The organism is Kluyvera genomosp. 2 (assembly GCF_036759865.1).
Classification (GTDB): domain Bacteria; phylum Pseudomonadota; class Gammaproteobacteria; order Enterobacterales; family Enterobacteriaceae; genus Kluyvera; species Kluyvera ascorbata_B.
This window is the reverse complement of record NZ_JAPKIA010000015.1, coordinates 106,059-123,958: the sequence shown is the minus strand read 5'-3', so window position 1 is coordinate 123,958 and position 17,900 is coordinate 106,059. Positions and strand designations below refer to the sequence as shown.

Sequence of the window (17,900 nt, the reverse complement as noted above, 5' to 3'; positions counted from 1 at the left end):
TCCATTTCAGCTATCCGGGTTATCGGAAGGGAAAAGGAATTCATTAGAGGGCAAGAAAGAAATATCAGCCGCGCCTGATACGGGCCGTTTTATCGTGGGTGAACGCAGGATAGCTTCGGCAGGGTGAGGACCAATAACGATATCAGCAGGATGCCCGCCCTCACCCTGCTTCCAGCATGCCAAAACTCACAATCCGCGCCCGGCCCAGCTCTTTTGCGCGATACAGCGCAACGTCGGCGGCACGCAGCAAATTGTCGCTCTGCACATGTTCGGGATAGCTGGCAACGCCAATCGAGACATCCACATGGCCGATATCGGTACCAGCGAAGCGCAGCGCCATTTCGCGTACGCCGTTATAAATATCGGTCGCCACCCGGCTTGCGTCTTCTTCATCCATGTTGCTGAGCAGTACCAGAAACTCTTCGCCTCCATAGCGGAAGGCTGTCCCACTGTCGCGCACCACGCGCTGAATAATCGCCGCAACGCTTTTAATCACGGCATCGCCCGCTTCGTGGCCAAAGCGGTCGTTGATGAGCTTAAAGTGGTCGATATCAATCATCAGGCAGCTTAGCGGCTCCTGGCTGCGCATCGCGTGGCCCAACAGCGTCCCCAGCGTGTCGTCGAGATGGTGGCGGTTACGCAGCCCGGTGAGCGGGTCATAGAGCGCTTTTTCCAGCAGCGCGTCGCGCAACCGCTGGTTGGCGAACGCCAGGCCGAGCGCCTCCGCCATCAGCTCCAGATAGGCGCGCCACGGGACGGTTTCCTCGCTGACATTCTGGAAAGACAGCAGGCCAATCGCCTCACCCTGCGCAATCAGCGGCACGCATAGCGTATGGTTAAGACAGGATCCCGGCAGATGGTAACAACCAATATCCGGTTCACCGTGCACCGGCGGATGGCTCTGCCCGCGCCGCACGGCCCAGCATTCATCCGGATGGAAAGGCGTTGGCGCCCCCTGCGGAGAAAGCCATTCCGCCACGCAGCGTATTTGCCAGGGCTCCCGGTCAAGGATGAACAGCCGCCCGGGCACGCCCGGCGCGATGTTTGGCGCGAACAGCTCCGCCACCTTAACCACATCGTCAAAATTCTCGCAGCCCTGGAGCCGTTGGGTCATACGCGCCAGCAGTTCGCGTATCGCCCAGCTGGCGTCGCGCTCCTTCTCAAGCCGCTGGCGTATCAGCCCGTTCTCGCGAAAAATGCGGATGGCCTGCGCCATATCGCCAATTTCATCAATCTGATTAAAGTTGGGCGGTTCGACGGCGTAATCCTGCGACGCCAGCCGGTGGATGACATCGCTCAGACGCTCGACGGGCCGGAGCACCCGGCGCTTCAGAATAAAGCCCAGCACAAACAGGAACAGCAGCGCCGTCAGCCCGACCATCACCTCAGACAGCGTACGCAGCGTGCGGGAAGCCTGGGTCGCATCATCAATAGCGTTGCGCGCGCGATTGTCGAGCAGCTGGCGAAAATGGTCGATACGCTCCTGCGCGCGATCCAGCTCCTGTTCATAAATCTTGCTGTACAGCAGCGCCATCGCATGTGAGGTGTCGCCCTGCGCCATGCTGTTGAGCGCCGTCTGCTGCTCGTCCTGGAGCGCATCCACAATCAGCACGCCTTCGTGCAGCAGGGCCAGCTCCTCCTCCGTCGCACCAGCATCCTTGAGTTTAGACAGCCGCTGTTCAACGTTTTTCAGCCGCGTTTCCCTCTGGCGATATTCCTTCAGCAGGTCCGGGTCTTTGCTGACCACATACAGCCGCGCAAGGTCGGACTGCGCCCAGGCATCGTTGTCCACTTCGTCGGTCAGTTGGTCAAACACCTGGCGCTGCGCCACCGCCTGGCGTTCGTGATTATCCGCGTTAGAGGCCATCAGCATGACAATGCCGGAGGCGATTGTCAGGCACATCGTCACGCCGTAAGCCCAGTTTGTTATTGTGGCAATTCTCACCGGAGGGTTCCTTCTGCGACGAATAATGAATTAGCATCATTGAAATTATAGGAAACGCCCATTTTCACGTGGCAATAAAAAAGCGGCCATAGCCGCTTTTGTTATCGTCATCCCATTATGCTTCCGGGGGATTTTTGCCTTCCGCAATAAACTCTTCGTCCAGACCTTCAACGTTGCCCGCGTGGTCGCGCCCGGAAAACAGGTTCCAGCAGGCGAGGAACAGCGCGGCAATCAGCGGCCCAATCACAAAACCGTTAATACCGTAGATTTCCATACCGCCGATGGTGGTGATAAGAATCAGGTAATCCGGCATTTTGGTATCTTTGCCCACCAGCAGCGGGCGAAGAATATTGTCCACCAGCCCGACAATAATCACGAAGAAGCCAACGATAAACAGCCCCTGCCAAAGCTGTCCCGTGGAGAACAGGAAGATAGCCGCGGGCACCCAGATAATGGCCGACCCAACGGCAGGCACCAGCGAGAGAAACGCCATCAGCGCGCCCCACAGAACGCTGCCGTCGATATCAACAATGGCAAAGGCGATACCGCCGAGCGTCCCCTGCACTACCGCGACTACCGCCGTGCCCTTGACCGTGGCCCGCGTCACGCCAACAAATTTGGCAAACAGGTGCTGCTTCGCGAAATCGGTCAGCGGCAGTGAATCCAGAATGCGGGTAACCAGATACGGGCCATCTTTGAGCAGGAAGAACAGCAGATAGAGCATGATGCCGAAGCTGATGGCGAAACCGAACGTCCCCTTACCAATCAGAAACGCGCTGCCGGCAAGATACTGCCCGCCCTGCAGGGCCAATTCGGACAATTTTTTCTGGATCTGCGCCACATTATCCAGGTTGTGTTCGATCAGGAAGCCCCTCGCCCAGCGCGGCAGATGCGAGAAAATACTGGCGATCGTCTCCGGGAACCGCGCGTTGTTTTGCTGAAGCTTGGTGTACACCACGTTCAGCTCCAGCGCCAGCGACGACAGAATGGCCATCAGCGGGATAAAGACAATCAGGCAGATGATCACAATGGTCACCAGCGACGCCAGGCCATTGCGATCGCCCATCATGCTGCGCAGCTTATTTTTCACCGGGTTAAACACCACGGTAAGGATAGCCGCCCACAAAATGGCGGAGAAATAAGGTGAAAGGATATCGAAAAATGCCCAGGTAACGAGGGCCAGAATGAAAATGAAAAAGCCTTTGGTCAAGCCGTTAAATCGCATTGGTGCGTCCTGTTGCGGGAAATCTTTGTCGACTATAGGTGCGTTTGCCCCGATTTACCAGGTTAGCGCATCACCGACGCAACATGAAAATAGCTCATGTTCAATGAAATTAACTCGCTTTCTCTCCCCGTACGGCTCTGGCATAAATTACACCATGTTAACTTATTGACAACATGAAAACGGTTCACAGGCTCAGTTTTCACGTCAGAACTCAGGATGCAACGTCGCTATGAATACAGATTTCACCTTTGCCATTACGCGCAGCCGTTTTGATGAAAACTATAATCCGTCAGAAAACACGCGCATTACCACCAACTTTGCCAATCTGGCGCGGGGTGAGAACCGTCAGCAGAATTTACGCAATACGCTAATCATGATCGACAATCGCTTTAATACGTTAGCGCATTGGGATAATCCGCAAGGCGATCGTTATGCCGTCGAGCTGGATATCATTTCCGTAGAAATGAAGATTGCGGGCAGCGCTTTCCCGGCAATCGAGATCCTGCAAACCAATATTATTGATAAAAAGACCAACGAACGCATTGCGGGCCTCGCCGGCAACAACTTCTCGTCTTATGTGCGCGACTATGACTTTAGCGTCTTATTGTTAGGCCACAATAAAGACCGCGAGCAGTTTAGCCTGCCAGCACATTTTGGCGATCTGCACGGCAATATCTTCAAGCATTTCGTGCAGTCTGCAGAATACCGCGCGCAGTTTAAAAAGCCGCCGGTAATCTGCCTGAGCGTATCGAACAAAAACGCCTATCAGCGTACCGGCAACCAGCACCCGGTGCTCGGCATCGAATACCAGCAGCACGGAACGTCATTAACCGAAACGTACTTCAGCAAGATGGGCCTGCAGGTGCGCTACTTTATGCCCAAAAACAGCGCCGCCCCGCTGGCCTTCTTCTTTACCGGCGATTTGCTGGGCGATTACAGCGATCTTGAGCTGATTGGCACCATCGCCACCATGGAAACCTTCCAGAAGATTTATCGCCCGGAGATTTATAACGCCAACTCGGCGGCAGGCCTGCACTATCAGCCGAACCTGAGCCACGAGGATCATTCGTTAACCAAAATTGTTTACGACCGGGAAGAGCGCAGCCGTCTGGCGATTGAACAGGGCAAGTTTACCGAAGAGCATTTCATTAAACCGTACAAGAAAATTCTTGAGCAATGGTCTGCTAACTACGCACGTTAATTTAATCAAAATAAAGGTTATCTACTTATGAAAACATTGCTCCCGACTTCAACGGCTGGCAGCTTACCGAAACCGTCCTGGCTTGCGCAGCCGGAAACGCTGTGGTCGCCGTGGAAATTACAGAACGAAGAGCTGATTCTCGGCAAACAGGATGCGCTGCGTTTATCGCTGGACGACCAGCTGCGCGCGGGCATTGATATTGTCAGCGACGGCGAGCAAACCCGTCAGCACTTTGTTACCACGTTTATTGAGCACCTCAGCGGCGTGGATTTTGAAAAACGCGAAGTGGTGAAAATTCGTAATCGCTATGACGCCAGCGTGCCCACGGTGGTTGGCGCCGTCGAGCGTAAAAAACCGGTGTTCGTGGATGACGCGCGCTATTTACGTCAGCTCACCAAGCAGCCGATAAAATGGGCGCTGCCGGGGCCGATGACCATGATCGATACCCTTTACGACGCCCACTACAAAAGCCGCGAAAAGCTGGCGTGGGAATTTGCCAAAATCCTCAACCAGGAAGCCCGCGAGCTGGAAGCCGCCGGCGTCGATATTATCCAGTTTGACGAGCCGGCGTTTAACGTTTTCTTCGATGAGGTCAACGACTGGGGCATCGCAGCCTTAGAGCGGGCGATTGAAGGGCTGAAATGCGAAACGGCCGTGCACATCTGCTACGGCTACGGCATTAAAGCCAACACCGACTGGAAAAAGACGCTGGGCAGCGAGTGGCGTCAATACGAAGAAGCGTTTCCGAAGCTGCAGGCATCGAATATCGATATCATCTCGCTGGAGTGCCATAACTCCCGCGTACCGATGGATCTGCTGGCGCTGATTCGCGGCAAGAAGGTGATGGTCGGCGCAATTGATGTCGCCAACCACGCCGTCGAGACGCCGGAGGAAGTCGCCGATACCCTACGCAAAGCCCTGCAGTTTGTTGATGCCGATAAACTCTACCCATCAACCAACTGCGGCATGGCACCGCTGCCGCGCCACGTGGCCCAGGGCAAGCTGAATGCGCTCAGCGCGGGGGCGGAGATCATTCGCCGGGAACTGACGGCGAAATAACGTCACAAGACACAGGCGATCGCCAGGATCGCCTGTCAGTTACGCAGGCTACACGTTCTGATACAGATCCCAGCGGTTGCCATACAGATCTTCAAACACCACCACCGTACCATACTCCTCCTCCCGCGGCGCTTCGCAAAAATGCACGCCTTTGGCCTTCATCGCATGGTAATCGCGCCAGAAATCATCGGTCTGCAGAAACAGAAATACTCTCCCGCCGCATTGGTTACCGATAAAACCCTGCTGCCGTTCGTTAGACGCGCGCGCCAGCAAAAGGTTACAGTCGCTTTCCGCGTTGGGTGATACCACCACCCAGCGTTTTCCCGGCTGCGGCGTATCTTCAATCAGCGTGAACCCCAGTTTGTCCGTGTAGTACTCAATCGCGCGGTCGTAGTCGTCAACCACAATGGCGATGTGCCCCAGGCACCTTTTTTGCGTTCTCATTCGCTGCTCCGTTCAGATTCATACGCCGTATACCCTACACGCTTTCAGGCATAAAAAAACCGCCGATAAATCGGCGGTTCTTCACATCATCAGCAGGAACATTACATCAGCGGCATCGCCATCTGCACAATGCTAATCAGCGGCTGCGGATAAATACCCAGCACCAGCACCAGCAGTGCGGAGATCAGCACCACGATACCGCCCGCGCTGTACTGCCAGTTAGACGGCGCATCGCGGCCCGGCTGCTGCGGCGCGCTGAGATACAGGCTGACGGCCACGCGCAGGTAGTAGTAAAGGCCAATCGCGGAACCAACGACTACCGCGCCGACCAGCCACCACAGGTGTGCCTGCACGCCGACGGCCAGTACGTAGAACTTACCGATAAAGCCAAGGGTCATCGGAATACCGGCCAGCGACAGCATCATCACCGTCATCACCGCCGCCAGAATCGGGCGATTCCAGAACAGGCCACGGTAGGAGTACAGCGAGTCAGCATCCGGGCCACGGTACGGGCTGGACATCAGGCTCACCACGCCGAAAGCGCCGAGGCTGCTGAACAGATAACCGGCCAGATACACGCCTACAGTTTCCATCGACATCTCGCCGCTGTGCAGCGCAATCAGCGCCACCAGCAGGTAGCCGAGGTGAGAGATAGACGAGTAGCCGAGCAGACGCTTGATGTTGGTCTGGCTGAGCGCCATCAGGTTACCGAAGATGATGGAAGCGAAGGCAATCAGGCCCAGCACCACGCGTACCGCTTCGCTGTCGCCGACCGGGGCGTACAGGAACAGACGCATCACCACGCCAAAAATGGCAATCTTGCTGGCGGTTGCCAGGAAGGTTGACACCGGCGCAGGGGCACCCTGATAGACGTCCGGCGTCCACAGGTGGAACGGCACCAGCGAGAGCTTGAAGCCCAGGCCCACGATCATCATGCCCAGCCCCGCCAGCAGCAGCGGTTCGTGCAGCATGTTATCACTGAGGCTCTTGCCGAGCGCCAGGAAGGAGAGATCGCCAGACTGCGCGTACAGCAGCGCCATACCGAACAGCAGGAAGGACGAAGCCGCCGCTGACAGAATGGTGTACTTGATGCTCGCTTCCAGAGAACGCTTCTGTCGGAAGGCATAGCCAATCAGGCCGAACAGCGGCAGTGAAATCAGCTCAATACCGAGGAACAGCGCCGCCAGGTGGTTGGCGTTCGCCAGCAGAATGCCGCCGAGCGCGGCAATCAGCACCAGCAGGTAGAACTCTTCCTTGTTATCGGTATAGCCCTCAAGCCACGGATAAGCGAACGTACAGGTGGCAAGGCTCGCCAGCAGCACCAGCCCGGTGTAGAGCATTGCGTAACCGTCAACGCGCATCAGCGGCGTGACGTCCATGGCGCCCGCCTGGCCAACAAACCAGAGCGAAACCAGCGCGGCGTTAAGCCCAATGACCGACAGCGTGGCATTGAGGAAGTGATTGCGTCGCCACGCAATGGAGAGCATCACAACCACCACCGTCAAGCCGACGATCAGCAGCGGTAACAGCGCGATCAGTTGTTGTGGAGTTATTGTCATGGCGAATTACGGCCTTGTAGTTGAAACAGAATTAACAAACCACTGCTGGATGTTGCTCATCGCAGAATGTGACGTGTCCAGAATAGGCTGCGGGTAGAAGCCCAGCAGAACCAGAAGCACGACCAGTAACAGAACGATAAACAGCTCGCGCAGCGACATCCCTGGCAGCTCTTTTGCCGCGATTTCGCTCTTCGCTTTGCCGAAGTATGCCCGGTGCAGCATCGCCAGCGAGTACACGGAGGCAAACACCAGACCGAAGGTAGAAATCACCGTAATCACCGGCACGACATGGTAGCTGCCGAACAGGATCATAAATTCACCGACGAAGTTACCGGTACCCGGCATCCCCAGCGTCGCCACCGCGAAGAACATCGACAGCGCCGGCAGCCACTTAATTTTGCCCCACAGGCCGCCCATCTGGCGCATGTCGCGGGTATGCAGACGTTCGTACAGCTGGCCGCACAGAATGAACAGACCGGCCGCAGACAGCCCGTGCGCGATCATCTGAATCACCGCCCCCTGGTACGCCAGCTGGCTACCGGTATAGATAGCAATCAGTACGAAGCCCATGTGGGAAACGGAGGTGTAGGCAATCAGGCGTTTAATGTCGTACTGGGTAAACGCCATCCACGCGCCGTAGAAGATACCGATCACACCCAGCCACATCGCGATAGGCGCGAACTCGGCGGAGGCGTTCGGGAACAGCGGCAGCGCAAAGCGCAGCAGACCGTAGGCCGCGGTTTTCAGCAGAATCCCCGCCAGGTCAACGGAACCCGCGGTCGGTGCCTGAGAATGCGCGTCCGGCAGCCAGCCGTGCAGCGGCACAACCGGCATTTTCACCGCGAAGGCGATGAAGAAGCCGAGCATCAGCAGGTATTCCACGCCGTGCGACATTGGGGTTTTCAGCAGGTCCTGATAGTTGAAGGTCCACACGCCGGTCGCGTTATGGTGCACGAACACCAGCGCCAGGATGGCAATCAGCATCACCAGACCGCTCGCCTGGGTATAGATGAAGAACTTGGTGGCCGCCGTGATACGCGTTTTACCGTCAGAGGCTTTATGCCCCCACAGCGCGATCAGGAAGTACATCGGCACCAGCATCATCTCCCAGAAGAAGAAGAACAGGAACATGTCGATGGCGAGGAACACGCCGATTACGCCGCCCAGGATCCACATCAGGTTGAGGTGGAAGAAGCCCTGGTATTTTTCGATTTCGCGCCAGGAACAGAGCACCGCCAGCACGCCGAGCAGGCCGGTCAGCACCACCATCAGCAGCGACAGACCGTCGATAGCCAGATGGATAGTAATGCCAAAGCGCGGGATCCACGGCAGAATAAACTCAGACTGCCACTGCGGCAGACCGGCGGATTGCGTGAGTGAGTAGCCGCCCTGCAGCCACAGCTGCAGGCCAAGCGCGAGCGTCAGTCCCATGGTGACCAGCGCAATCCAGCGCGGCATCTTCACGCCGAAGCGTTCGGTCTGCCAGCAGAGAAAACCGCCGATAAAGGGAATCAGTATTAGCCAGGGTAATAACATGGCAGTTCATTTCCTTATTCATCTATCCGGTAGCGCATCGCCCGCCGGAACAGGAAAACAGCACGACATTTTCATGGGGAGGAAAATCCTCCCCAACGAATTAACGCAACACCATCAACAGCGCCAGCACCACGACGGCACCAATGCTCATTGACGCGACATACCAGCGCAGATAGCCGTTCGCACTCAGCACCAGACCTTTACCCGCCAGGCGAGAAAGGATGGCCGGAATGTTCATCAGCGCATTCAGCGGGTCACTCTTCAGCAGCCAGGCGATGCCCAGGAACGGTTTCACAAACACTTTGTCGTACAACCAGTCAAAGCCCCAGGCGTTGTACCACCAGGTGCCCAACAGACGGCCCGGCGCGCTGTTGGCAATCGCGGTGACCAGGCTACGTTGGCCCAGCCACAGCCATGCGGCAATCAGGATACCGGCAATCGCCACCACGCCGGAGGTGATTTCCAGCGTCAGCACGCGGCCATGTTCCAGCTCGGTCGTGGCCGGCAATACGCCGTGCAGCGGCGGCACAATCAGTGCGCCAATAAAGGTCGACAGGATCATCAGCACAATCAGCGGCAGATGATGGGTAATCCCCTTCCCTGCGTGCGCGTGGATCTGCTCTTTACCGTGGAAGACGATGAAGATCATACGGAAGGTATAGAGCGAGGTCATGAATGCACCGACCAGGCCCGCAACCATCAGATTGATATGACCGTTGGCCATCGCACCGGCGAGGATTTCGTCTTTACTGAAGAAGCCCGCGGTAATCAGCGGCAGCGCGGAGAGCGCGGCACCACCGACCAGGAAGCAGGCATACACCAGCGGAATCGACTTACGCAGGCCACCCATCTTGAAGATGTTCTGTTCGTGATGGCAGGCCAGAATCACCGAGCCGGACGCCAGGAACAGTAGCGCTTTGAAGAACGCGTGAGTCATCAGATGGAAAATCGCCGCATCCCACGCCTGTACGCCAAGCGCCAGGAACATGTAGCCAATCTGGCTCATGGTGGAGTAGGCCAGCACGCGTTTGATATCGGTCTGCACCAGCGCGGCAAAGCCCGCCAGCACCAGGGTAATCGCCCCGACAATCCCGACCAGATGCAGCACTTCCGGCGTCAGCAGGAACAGACCGTGAGTACGGGCAATCAGGTACACGCCCGCGGTCACCATGGTCGCTGCGTGGATCAGCGCAGAAACCGGCGTTGGGCCCGCCATCGCATCCGCAAGCCAGGTCTGCAGCGGCAGCTGCGCGGATTTACCGACCGCACCGCCCAGCAGCATCAGGGTTGCCCACATCAGCATGTCGTTGCCTGCGGCAAAGTGCGCCGGCGCCAGTTCAACCATTTCGCGGAAGTTCAGCGTGCCCAGCTCGTTGTAGAGAATGAACAGCGCGAACGCCAGGAAGACGTCACCGACGCGGGTGACAACGAAGGCTTTCATCGCCGCAGCGCCGTTCTTCGGATCGGTGTAGTAGAAACCGATCAGCAGATAGGAGCACAGGCCCACGCCTTCCCAGCCTAAGTACATCAGCAGCAGGTTATCGGACAGCACCAGGACAACCATGCTGGCGATAAACAGGTTGGTGTAGGCGAAGAAGCGGGAGTAGCCCTCTTCACCGCGCATATACCAGGAGGCGAACATGTGGATCAGGAAGCCCACGCCGGTAACCACGGAAAGCATGGTCAGCGACAGGCCGTCCAGCACCAGGCTGAAGCCAATGTTAAAGTCGCCGACGGACATCCACGTCCACAGCGGCAGGCTGAACGCCTGCTTGCCGTTGGCAAAGAAGTCTACCCCGACAAAGGCGGTCACCAGCGCGGCCAGGCCAATCGACCCGACGCCAACGGTAGCGGAGAGGTTTTCCGACCAGCGCCCGTGGGAGAAAGCCAGCAGCACAAAGCCAATCAATGGCAAAATAATGGTTAAGGCAAGCATGTTCATCCGCGCAACTCACTTACTGAATCGATGTTCAGGTTCTGGCGGCGACGATGGAGCTGCAGCAGCAGCGCCAGGCCAATACTCGCTTCCGCAGCCGCGAGGGTAATGGCGAGGATATACATCACCTGACCGTCGGTCTGGCCCCAGTAGCTGCCGGCGACCACGAAGGCCAGCGCGGCGGCGTTAATCATGATTTCCAGCCCAATCAGCATAAACAGCAGGTTGCGACGGATAACCAGACCGGTTAAACCCAGCACGAATAAAATCGCCGCGAGGATCAGCCCATGTTGTAAAGGAATCATGCGTGTTCCTCCGTTTTCCTTTTCGCGCTATCGTTCGAACGATTGCTCAGCACTTCGCCTGCGCGATCTTCACGACCGATATGGAAGGCCACAACCAGGCCCGCCAGCAGCAGCATCGACGCCAGTTCCACCGCCAGTACGTACGGCCCGAACAGCGCAATACCGACGTCTTTCGCGCTGATGGCGTTGCCATCAATGCCCTGGTCATTCAGGCCGAGGATGGCGTACACCATCACAGCCAGCAGCACGGCGGAAAGAATCGCCGGGCCAATCCAGATTTGCGGCTTCAGCCACTGACGTTCCTGAGCGATTTCCGCACCGCCCAGGTTCAGCATCATCACCACGAAGACGAACAGCACCATGATGGCGCCCGCGTAAACGATGATCTCCAGCGCACCGGCGAAATACGCCCCCAGCGAGAAGAACACCCCGGCAATCGCCAGCAGCGAGATAATCAGATACAGCAGCGCGTGTACCGGGTTAGTGTGCGTAATCACTCGCAGCGTCGCGAGGACAGCAACAAGGCCACAGATATAAAAAGCGAATTCCATTGCCCCTCTCCTTACGGTAACAGGCTCTTGACGTCGATAGGCTTGGCTTCGTTCTCTGCTTCGCCTTTATCTTTGCCGTCGATTGCCATACCCGCCATCCGGTAGAAGTTATATTCCGGGTATTTGCCCGGACCGGAAATCAGCAGATCCTCTTTTTCGTACACCAGATCCTGACGCTTGTATTCGCCCAGTTCAAAATCCGGGGTCAACTGAATCGCCGTGGTCGGGCACGCTTCTTCGCACAGGCCGCAGAAAATGCAGCGTGAGAAGTTGATGCGGAAAAACTCCGGATACCAGCGACCGTCTTTGGTCTCCGCTTTTTGCAGAGAGATACAGCCTACCGGGCAGGCTACCGCACACAGGTTACAGGCAACGCAGCGCTCTTCGCCGTCCGGATCGCGCGTCAGCACGATACGGCCACGGTAGCGCGGCGGCAGGTAGACCGGCTCTTCCGGGTACATTTGCGTTTCGCGTTTGGCGAACGCATGCAGGCCGATCATCCAGATACTGCGTACCTGGGTGCCGAAGCCTACGATTAATTCTTTTAAGGTCATGGTCTATAGCCCCTTATGGCTGCTGCCAGAGAATGACAGCCGCCGTTACCAGCAAGTTGATGAGCGTCAGCGGCAGGCACACTTTCCAGCCGAAGGACATTACCTGGTCATAACGAGGACGCGGTAACGACGCACGAATCAAAATGAACATCATCATAAAGAACGCGGTTTTCAGCGCGAACCAGATGAATGGCGGTAAGAACGGGCCTTGCCAGCCACCGAAGAACAGCGTCACGATCAGCGCTGACACGGTGACGATACCGATGTATTCGCCTACGAAGAACAGACCGAATTTCATACCGGAATATTCAATGTGATAGCCATCGGCCAGCTCCTGCTCGGCTTCCGGTTGGTCAAACGGGTGACGGTGACACACCGCCACGCCCGCAATCGCAAAGGTAATGAAGCCGAAGAACTGAGGAATGACGTTCCACAGGTGCGCCTGGTTATTGACGATGTCGGTCATGTTGAATGAACCGGCCTGCGCCACTACGCCCATCAGAGACAGGCCCAGGAACACTTCGTAGCTCAGGGTCTGCGCAGACGCACGCATCGCACCCAGCAGGGAGTATTTGTTGTTGCTCGACCAACCGGCGAACAGCACCGCGTAGACCGCCAGACCCGCCATCATCAGGAAGAACAGAATCCCGATGTTCAGGTCGGCGACCACCCAGCTTGGGCTGACCGGCACAATGGCGAAGGCCAGCAGCAGCGAGGTGAAGGCGATAACCGGTGCCAGCGTAAAGATCATACGGTCCGTAAATTTCGGGACCCAGTCCTCTTTAAAGAACATTTTGATCATATCGGCAACGAGCTGGAGCGAACCGCCCCAGCCTACGCGGTTTGGCCCGTAGCGGTTCTGGAACAGGCCCAGAAGGCGACGTTCGCCAAAGCTCATGAACGCCCCGCAGGTGACAACCACCAGCAGAATCACCACGGCTTTAACGATGCTGAGGAGGATCTCAATCAGATCCGGCGTTAACCAACTCATGCTTTTGCCTCCTGCAGATTATCAAGGCGCCCGCCCGCCATCACCGGCGCAATGCCCGGCATACCCATCGGCAGACCGACCTGCCCCGCCGCCAGACCTTCAGAAATAATCAGCGGCAGGCTGATTGTCTGTCCGTCATAGCTAAAGGCAATGCGTGCGCCCGCGTTGACGCCAAGCTTCGCGGCGTCCGCCGGGTTAAGCTTGATGTACGGCTGCGGCATGCGGCTCTGGAAGACCGGAGAACGCTGGGACATTTCGTCACTACCGAACAGATGGTAGTAAGGTGCAATACGCCAGCTGCCTTCCTGCGCCTGGAAACTTTCCGGCACGGCGCTGAAGAACGCCAGACCGCTTTCGGAAGCTTCAATCAGACGTACGCCCGGGTCGCCGTGGCGCAGTTTACCGCCCACTTCAGCCTGGAACTTGTTCCATGCCTGCGGGGAGTTCCAGCCCGGTGCCCATGCGAATGGGATCTGCGAGCGCGGCGCGCCCGGCTGGTTGTTCCCTTCCATCGAGAAGGCGAACATGGTGTCTTTATCCTGCGGCTGACGCGGTTCGTGCACGCTGATGTTTGCGCGCATTGCCGTACGACCGCTGTAGCGGTGCGGTTCACGCGCCAGCTTCTGACCGCGAATACGGAAGCTTGCGTCCGGCGCGGCGTCTTTAATACCCGCCAGCTGAGGCAGCTTTTCCACCACCGCATCGATCACGTGGTCGAGCTGCGTCCAGTCCACTTCGCGGCTCTGCACGGTGCTGTGCAGCGAGTGCAGCCAGCGCCAGCTTTCCAGCATCACGGTTTTGCTGTCGTAGTACGCCGGGTCATACACCTCGAAGAAGCGCTGCGCGCGGCCTTCGTTGTTGATGACCGTACCGTCGCTTTCCGCGAAGCTTGCTGCGGAGAGCACCAGGTGCGCTTTATCCATAATCGCGGTGCGCTGATGGTCAATGACCATCACCAGCGGCGCTTTAGAAAGCGCAGCGTCAACGCGCGCAGCGGAAGCATGGCGGTGCAGATCGTTCTCCAGCACCACTACCGCATCGGCTGCGCCGGACTCCAGCTCGCTCAACGCCGCTTCCAGAGAACCGCCGCCAATCATGCCCAGACCGATGCTGTTCACCGCGCGGGCAATCATGGTAACCCCCACGTCGGCGCCGCGGCCTTTCAGCGCTTTAGCCACGTTGGCTGCGGCCTGAATAATTTCCGCGCTTCCGGCGTTGGTACCGGAAATAATCAGCGGTTTCTTCGCTCCCGCCAGCGCCTGCACGATCACGTCGATCTTGCCCTGCAGATCGCGATCCAGACCTTCAACGGCCGGGGCGCTGTTATCCAGCGCGTGCGCGATAGCAAAGCCCAGGCGCGCCTGGTCTTCCACCGGTGCGCGATAGGTCCACGCCGCAATGTCATCCAGACGAGTATCGTCAACGTTGGTCACAAACAGCGGATGTTTTGCGCGCTGGCCAATGTTGAGGATGGCCGCAATCTGCCAGTCAGCCACTTTTTGCGCTGCCGCCATTTCACGCGCTTTACCTTTGACCGCCTGGCGAACCGCCAGCGCTGCGCGCGCGCCGGTCTGGGTTAAATCTTCACCCAACACCAGCACCGCATCATACGTTTCAATTTCGCGCAGCGCCGGGGTATGAATACCGCCTTCGCGCAGCACTTTCAGTACCAGCTGCAGACGTTCCTGCTCGCTCTGGGCAATACCGGTATAGAAGTTTTCCGCTCCGACCAGCTCGCGCAGCGCGAAGTTGCTTTCGATGCTGGCGCGTGGGGAGCCGATACCGATAACCTTTTTCGACTGGCGCAGAATATCCGCCGCACCCTGCATCGCCTGTTCGGCGTTGAGCGTAATCAGGTCATCGCCACGGCGCTGAACCGGCTGACGCGGACGGTCTTTCAGGTTCACATAGCCATAGCCGAAACGACCGCGATCGCACAGGAAGTAGTGGTTCACGGTGCCGTTGTAGCGGTTTTCGATACGACGCAGTTCGCCGTAGCGTTCGCCCGGGCTGGTGTTACAGCCCAACGAGCACTGCTGGCAGATGCTTGGCGCAAACTGCATGTCCCACTTACGGTTGTAGCGCTCGGAGTGGGTTTTATCGGTAAATACGCCGGTCGGGCAAATTTCGACCAGGTTACCGGAGAATTCGCTCTCCAGGGTGCCGTCTTCCGGACGCCCGAAGTAGACGTTGTCGTGCGCGCCGTAGACGCCCAGATCGGTGCCGTCAGCGTAGTCTTTGTAGTAACGCACGCAGCGGTAACAGGCGATGCAGCGGTTCATTTCGTGAGAGATGAACGGCCCCAGGTCCTGGTTACGGTGGGTACGTTTCGTAAAGCGATAGCGACGGAAGCTATGGCCGGTCATCACGGTCATATCCTGGAGGTGGCAGTTGCCGCCCTCTTCACAGACCGGACAGTCGTGCGGGTGGTTGGTCATCAGCCACTCCACCACGCTCTCGCGGAACTGCTTCGCTTCTGCGTCGTCGATAGAAATAAAGGTGCCGTCAGATGCCGGCGTCATGCAGGACATCACCAGGCGACCACGCGTGTCTTCCGCGTTTTGATATTGCTTCACCGCACACTGGCGGCAAGCACCGACGCTGCCCAGCGCCGGGTGCCAGCAAAAGTATGGAATATCAAGGCCCAGAGAGAGACATGCCTGTAACAGGTTGTCCGCTCCGTTAACCTCGTATTCTTTGCCGTCTACATGAATCGTAGCCATTAGCGTGCTTCCAAAATAAATAAATCTTTAGATTACCAGCGCGTCTTAAGCAGGTTCGGCTGAATCCCGTTGATTGCATGGGTATTGCTGAACTGCTGCTTAATGCCTGCCTCGAATTCGTCGCGGAAATACTTAATGGCGCTCTGCAGCGGCTCAACCGCACCAGGCGCATGCGCACAGAAGGTTTTACCCGGCCCTAAGAATCGACACAGTTGCTCAAGCGTCTCGATATCGCCAGGCTGGCCTTCACCCTTTTCAAGGGCGCGCAGAATTTTCACGCTCCACGGCAGGCCGTCGCGGCACGGCGTACACCAACCGCAGGACTCACGGGCGAAGAACTCTTCCAGGTTACGCACCAGCGACACCATGCCAATCTCGTGGTCGACGGCCATCGCCAGCGCCGTCCCCAGACGGCTGCCCGCTTTACCGATGCTTTCGAATTCCATCGGCAGGTCAAGGTGCGCTTCGGTCAGGAAGTCGGTCCCCGCGCCACCTGGCTGCCAGGCTTTGAACTTCAGGCCATCGCGCATGCCGCCCGCGTAGTCTTCGAGAATTTCACGCGCCGTCGTGCCGAACGGCAGCTCCCACAGCCCCGGGTTTTTCACGCGGCCGGAGAAGCCCATCAGCTTGGTACCTGCATCTTTGCTTTTCGAGATGTTCTGGTACCACTCGACGCCGTTAGCCAGAATCGCCGGAACGTTGCACAGCGTTTCGACGTTGTTGACGCAGGTCGGTTTGCCCCATACGCCGGAGCTTGCCGGGAACGGCGGCTTGGAGCGCGGGTTGGCGCGGCGGCCTTCGAGGGAGTTAATCAGCGCGGTTTCTTCACCGCAGATATAACGCCCGGCGCCGGTGTGCACGAACAGCTCGAAGTCAAAGCCGGTGCCGAGAATGTTCTTCCCGAGCAGGCCCGCTTCGGTGGCTTCCGCAATGGCACGACGCAGATGCTGCGCCGCTTCAATATATTCCCCACGCAGGAAGATATAGCCGCGGTACGCCTTCAGGGCAAACGCGGAGATCAGCATGCCTTCCACCAGCAGGTGCGGCAGCTGTTCCATCAGCAGGCGGTCTTTGTAGGTACCCGGCTCCATTTCATCGGCGTTACACAGCAGGTAACGGATGTTCATGGATTCGTCTTTCGGCATCAGGCTCCACTTCAGACCGGTGGAAAAGCCCGCGCCGCCGCGCCCTTTCAGGCCAGCGTCTTTTACCTGGTTGACGATCTCGTCCGGCGCCATCCCGGTGAGCGCTTTTCGCGCCCCGGCATAGCCGTTTTTCGCCTGATACTCTTCCAGCCACACCGGCTGCTTGTCGTCACGAAGACGCCAGGTCAGCGGATGGGTTTCGGGAGTCAGAATAATATTCTTCATTATTTATACTGCTCCAGCAGGTCAGGAATGGCTTCCGGCGTCAGATGGCTGTGAGTGTCCTCATCAATCATCATGGTCGGCCCCTTGTCGCAGTTGCCCAGGCAGCAGGTCGGCAGCAGCGTGAAGCGACCATCAAAGGTGGTTTGACCCGGTTTGATGTTCAGCTTCTTCTCGATTGCCGCCTGAATACCCTGGTAACCGGTAATGTGGCACACCACGCTGTCGCAGTAGCGAATCACGTGACGACCGACCGGCTGGCGGAAAATCTGGCTGTAGAACGTCGCCACGCCTTCGACGTCGCTCGCCGGAATACCCAGCACGTCGGCAATAGCGTAAATGGCGCCGTCCGGTACCCAGCCGCGCTGTTTCTGAACGATTTTCAGCGCTTCAATGGACGCCGCACGCGGGTCTTCGTAGTGGTGCTTCTCGTGCTCAATGGCTTCACGCTCTGCCGCACTCAGCTCAAAAGCCTCGGTTTGTGGTTGTTGATTCTCGTGCATA

General features: G+C 57.7%; 15 protein-coding genes. 2 read left to right on the top strand and 13 right to left on the bottom strand.

Annotation, left to right across the window (positions count from 1 at the left end; all coding sequences use genetic code 11):
* Positions 1–160 precede the first annotated feature (160 nt).
* Positions 161–1,945: a diguanylate cyclase gene (locus V6942_RS16960; protein ID WP_333501528.1), complete on the bottom strand. Its 1,785-nt coding sequence runs from the start codon at positions 1,943–1,945 to the stop codon at positions 161–163.
* Positions 1,946–2,060: 115 nt separating this feature from the next.
* The gene (locus V6942_RS16955; RefSeq protein ID WP_333501527.1) at positions 2,061–3,170 is read right to left on the bottom strand and encodes an AI-2E family transporter; all 1,110 of its coding nucleotides are present in this window, start codon (positions 3,168–3,170) and stop codon (positions 2,061–2,063) included.
* A 229-nt stretch (positions 3,171–3,399) separates the two neighbouring features.
* Between V6942_RS16955 and V6942_RS16950 the strand changes: the two genes are divergently transcribed.
* Together V6942_RS16950 and V6942_RS16945 are read left to right on the top strand one after the other, a co-directional pair.
* Positions 3,400–4,371: a DUF1852 domain-containing protein gene (locus V6942_RS16950; protein ID WP_106924285.1), complete on the top strand. Its 972-nt coding sequence runs from the start codon at positions 3,400–3,402 to the stop codon at positions 4,369–4,371.
* Positions 4,372–4,398: 27 nt separating this feature from the next.
* The gene (locus V6942_RS16945) at positions 4,399–5,430 is read left to right on the top strand and encodes a methionine synthase (protein ID WP_106924284.1); all 1,032 of its coding nucleotides are present in this window, start codon (positions 4,399–4,401) and stop codon (positions 5,428–5,430) included.
* A 48-nt stretch (positions 5,431–5,478) separates the two neighbouring features.
* Here the strand turns inward: V6942_RS16945 and V6942_RS16940 are convergent, their stop codons facing one another.
* From V6942_RS16940 to nuoE, 11 genes are all read right to left on the bottom strand, one after another.
* Entirely contained in the window at positions 5,479–5,874 is a 396-nt protein-coding gene (locus tag V6942_RS16940; RefSeq protein WP_333501526.1) for a VOC family protein, read from the bottom strand.
* A 101-nt stretch (positions 5,875–5,975) separates the two neighbouring features.
* A complete protein-coding gene (gene nuoN, locus V6942_RS16935; RefSeq protein ID WP_106924282.1) occupies positions 5,976–7,433 on the bottom strand; it encodes an NADH-quinone oxidoreductase subunit NuoN in 1,458 nt (485 codons plus the stop codon).
* A 6-nt stretch (positions 7,434–7,439) separates the two neighbouring features.
* Positions 7,440–8,969, bottom strand: a complete 1,530-nt coding sequence (gene nuoM / locus V6942_RS16930; protein ID WP_182928566.1) for an NADH-quinone oxidoreductase subunit M — start codon at positions 8,967–8,969, stop codon at positions 7,440–7,442.
* 100 nt (positions 8,970–9,069) lie between these two features.
* The gene (nuoL, locus tag V6942_RS16925; RefSeq protein WP_333501525.1) at positions 9,070–10,911 is read right to left on the bottom strand and encodes an NADH-quinone oxidoreductase subunit L; all 1,842 of its coding nucleotides are present in this window, start codon (positions 10,909–10,911) and stop codon (positions 9,070–9,072) included.
* Positions 10,908–11,210, bottom strand: a complete 303-nt coding sequence (gene nuoK / locus V6942_RS16920) for an NADH-quinone oxidoreductase subunit NuoK (protein ID WP_035892477.1) — start codon at positions 11,208–11,210, stop codon at positions 10,908–10,910. The genes nuoL and nuoK overlap by 4 nt, the downstream gene beginning before the upstream one ends.
* Positions 11,207–11,761, bottom strand: coding sequence for an NADH-quinone oxidoreductase subunit J (gene nuoJ / locus V6942_RS16915; protein ID WP_106924279.1), 555 nt, complete (start codon positions 11,759–11,761; stop codon positions 11,207–11,209). The genes nuoK and nuoJ overlap by 4 nt, the downstream gene beginning before the upstream one ends.
* A gap of 11 nt (positions 11,762–11,772) precedes the next feature.
* A complete protein-coding gene (nuoI, locus tag V6942_RS16910) occupies positions 11,773–12,315 on the bottom strand; it encodes an NADH-quinone oxidoreductase subunit NuoI (protein ID WP_106924278.1) in 543 nt (180 codons plus the stop codon).
* A gap of 13 nt (positions 12,316–12,328) precedes the next feature.
* Positions 12,329–13,306, bottom strand: coding sequence for an NADH-quinone oxidoreductase subunit NuoH (nuoH, locus tag V6942_RS16905; protein ID WP_035892479.1), 978 nt, complete (start codon positions 13,304–13,306; stop codon positions 12,329–12,331).
* Positions 13,303–16,029 (bottom strand): NADH-quinone oxidoreductase subunit NuoG, encoded by a 2,727-nt coding sequence (gene nuoG / locus V6942_RS16900; protein WP_333501524.1) that lies wholly within the window; start codon positions 16,027–16,029, stop codon positions 13,303–13,305. Before nuoG ends, nuoH begins: the two co-directional genes overlap by 4 nt.
* 32 nt (positions 16,030–16,061) lie before the next feature.
* The gene (gene nuoF / locus V6942_RS16895; RefSeq protein WP_106924276.1) at positions 16,062–17,399 is read right to left on the bottom strand and encodes an NADH-quinone oxidoreductase subunit NuoF; all 1,338 of its coding nucleotides are present in this window, start codon (positions 17,397–17,399) and stop codon (positions 16,062–16,064) included.
* On the bottom strand, positions 17,399–17,899 hold the full coding sequence (gene nuoE, locus V6942_RS16890; protein WP_002913160.1) for an NADH-quinone oxidoreductase subunit NuoE: 501 nt from the start codon (positions 17,897–17,899) through the stop codon (positions 17,399–17,401). The genes nuoF and nuoE overlap by 1 nt, the downstream gene beginning before the upstream one ends.
* Position 17,900 lies beyond the last annotated feature (1 nt).

Bases quoted from the DNA above. Each gene is read 5' to 3' on its own strand.
- V6942_RS16955 (WP_333501527.1), bottom strand. From the start codon at position 3,170: ATGCGATTTAACGGCTTGACCAAAGGCTTTTTCATTTTCATTCTGGCC.
- V6942_RS16950 (WP_106924285.1), top strand. From the start codon at position 3,400: ATGAATACAGATTTCACCTTTGCCATTACGCGCAGCCGTTTTGATGAA.
- V6942_RS16945 (WP_106924284.1), top strand. From the start codon at position 4,399: ATGAAAACATTGCTCCCGACTTCAACGGCTGGCAGCTTACCGAAACCG.
- V6942_RS16940 (WP_333501526.1), bottom strand. From the start codon at position 5,874: ATGAGAACGCAAAAAAGGTGCCTGGGGCACATCGCCATTGTGGTTGAC.
- nuoN (WP_106924282.1), bottom strand. From the start codon at position 7,433: ATGACAATAACTCCACAACAACTGATCGCGCTGTTACCGCTGCTGATC.
- nuoM (WP_182928566.1), bottom strand. From the start codon at position 8,969: ATGTTATTACCCTGGCTAATACTGATTCCCTTTATCGGCGGTTTTCTC.
- nuoL (WP_333501525.1), bottom strand. From the start codon at position 10,911: ATGAACATGCTTGCCTTAACCATTATTTTGCCATTGATTGGCTTTGTG.
- nuoK (WP_035892477.1), bottom strand. From the start codon at position 11,210: ATGATTCCTTTACAACATGGGCTGATCCTCGCGGCGATTTTATTCGTG.
- nuoJ (WP_106924279.1), bottom strand. From the start codon at position 11,761: ATGGAATTCGCTTTTTATATCTGTGGCCTTGTTGCTGTCCTCGCGACG.
- nuoI (WP_106924278.1), bottom strand. From the start codon at position 12,315: ATGACCTTAAAAGAATTAATCGTAGGCTTCGGCACCCAGGTACGCAGT.
- nuoH (WP_035892479.1), bottom strand. From the start codon at position 13,306: ATGAGTTGGTTAACGCCGGATCTGATTGAGATCCTCCTCAGCATCGTT.
- nuoG (WP_333501524.1), bottom strand. From the start codon at position 16,029: ATGGCTACGATTCATGTAGACGGCAAAGAATACGAGGTTAACGGAGCG.
- nuoF (WP_106924276.1), bottom strand. From the start codon at position 17,399: ATGAAGAATATTATTCTGACTCCCGAAACCCATCCGCTGACCTGGCGT.
- nuoE (WP_002913160.1), bottom strand. From the start codon at position 17,899: ATGCACGAGAATCAACAACCACAAACCGAGGCTTTTGAGCTGAGTGCG.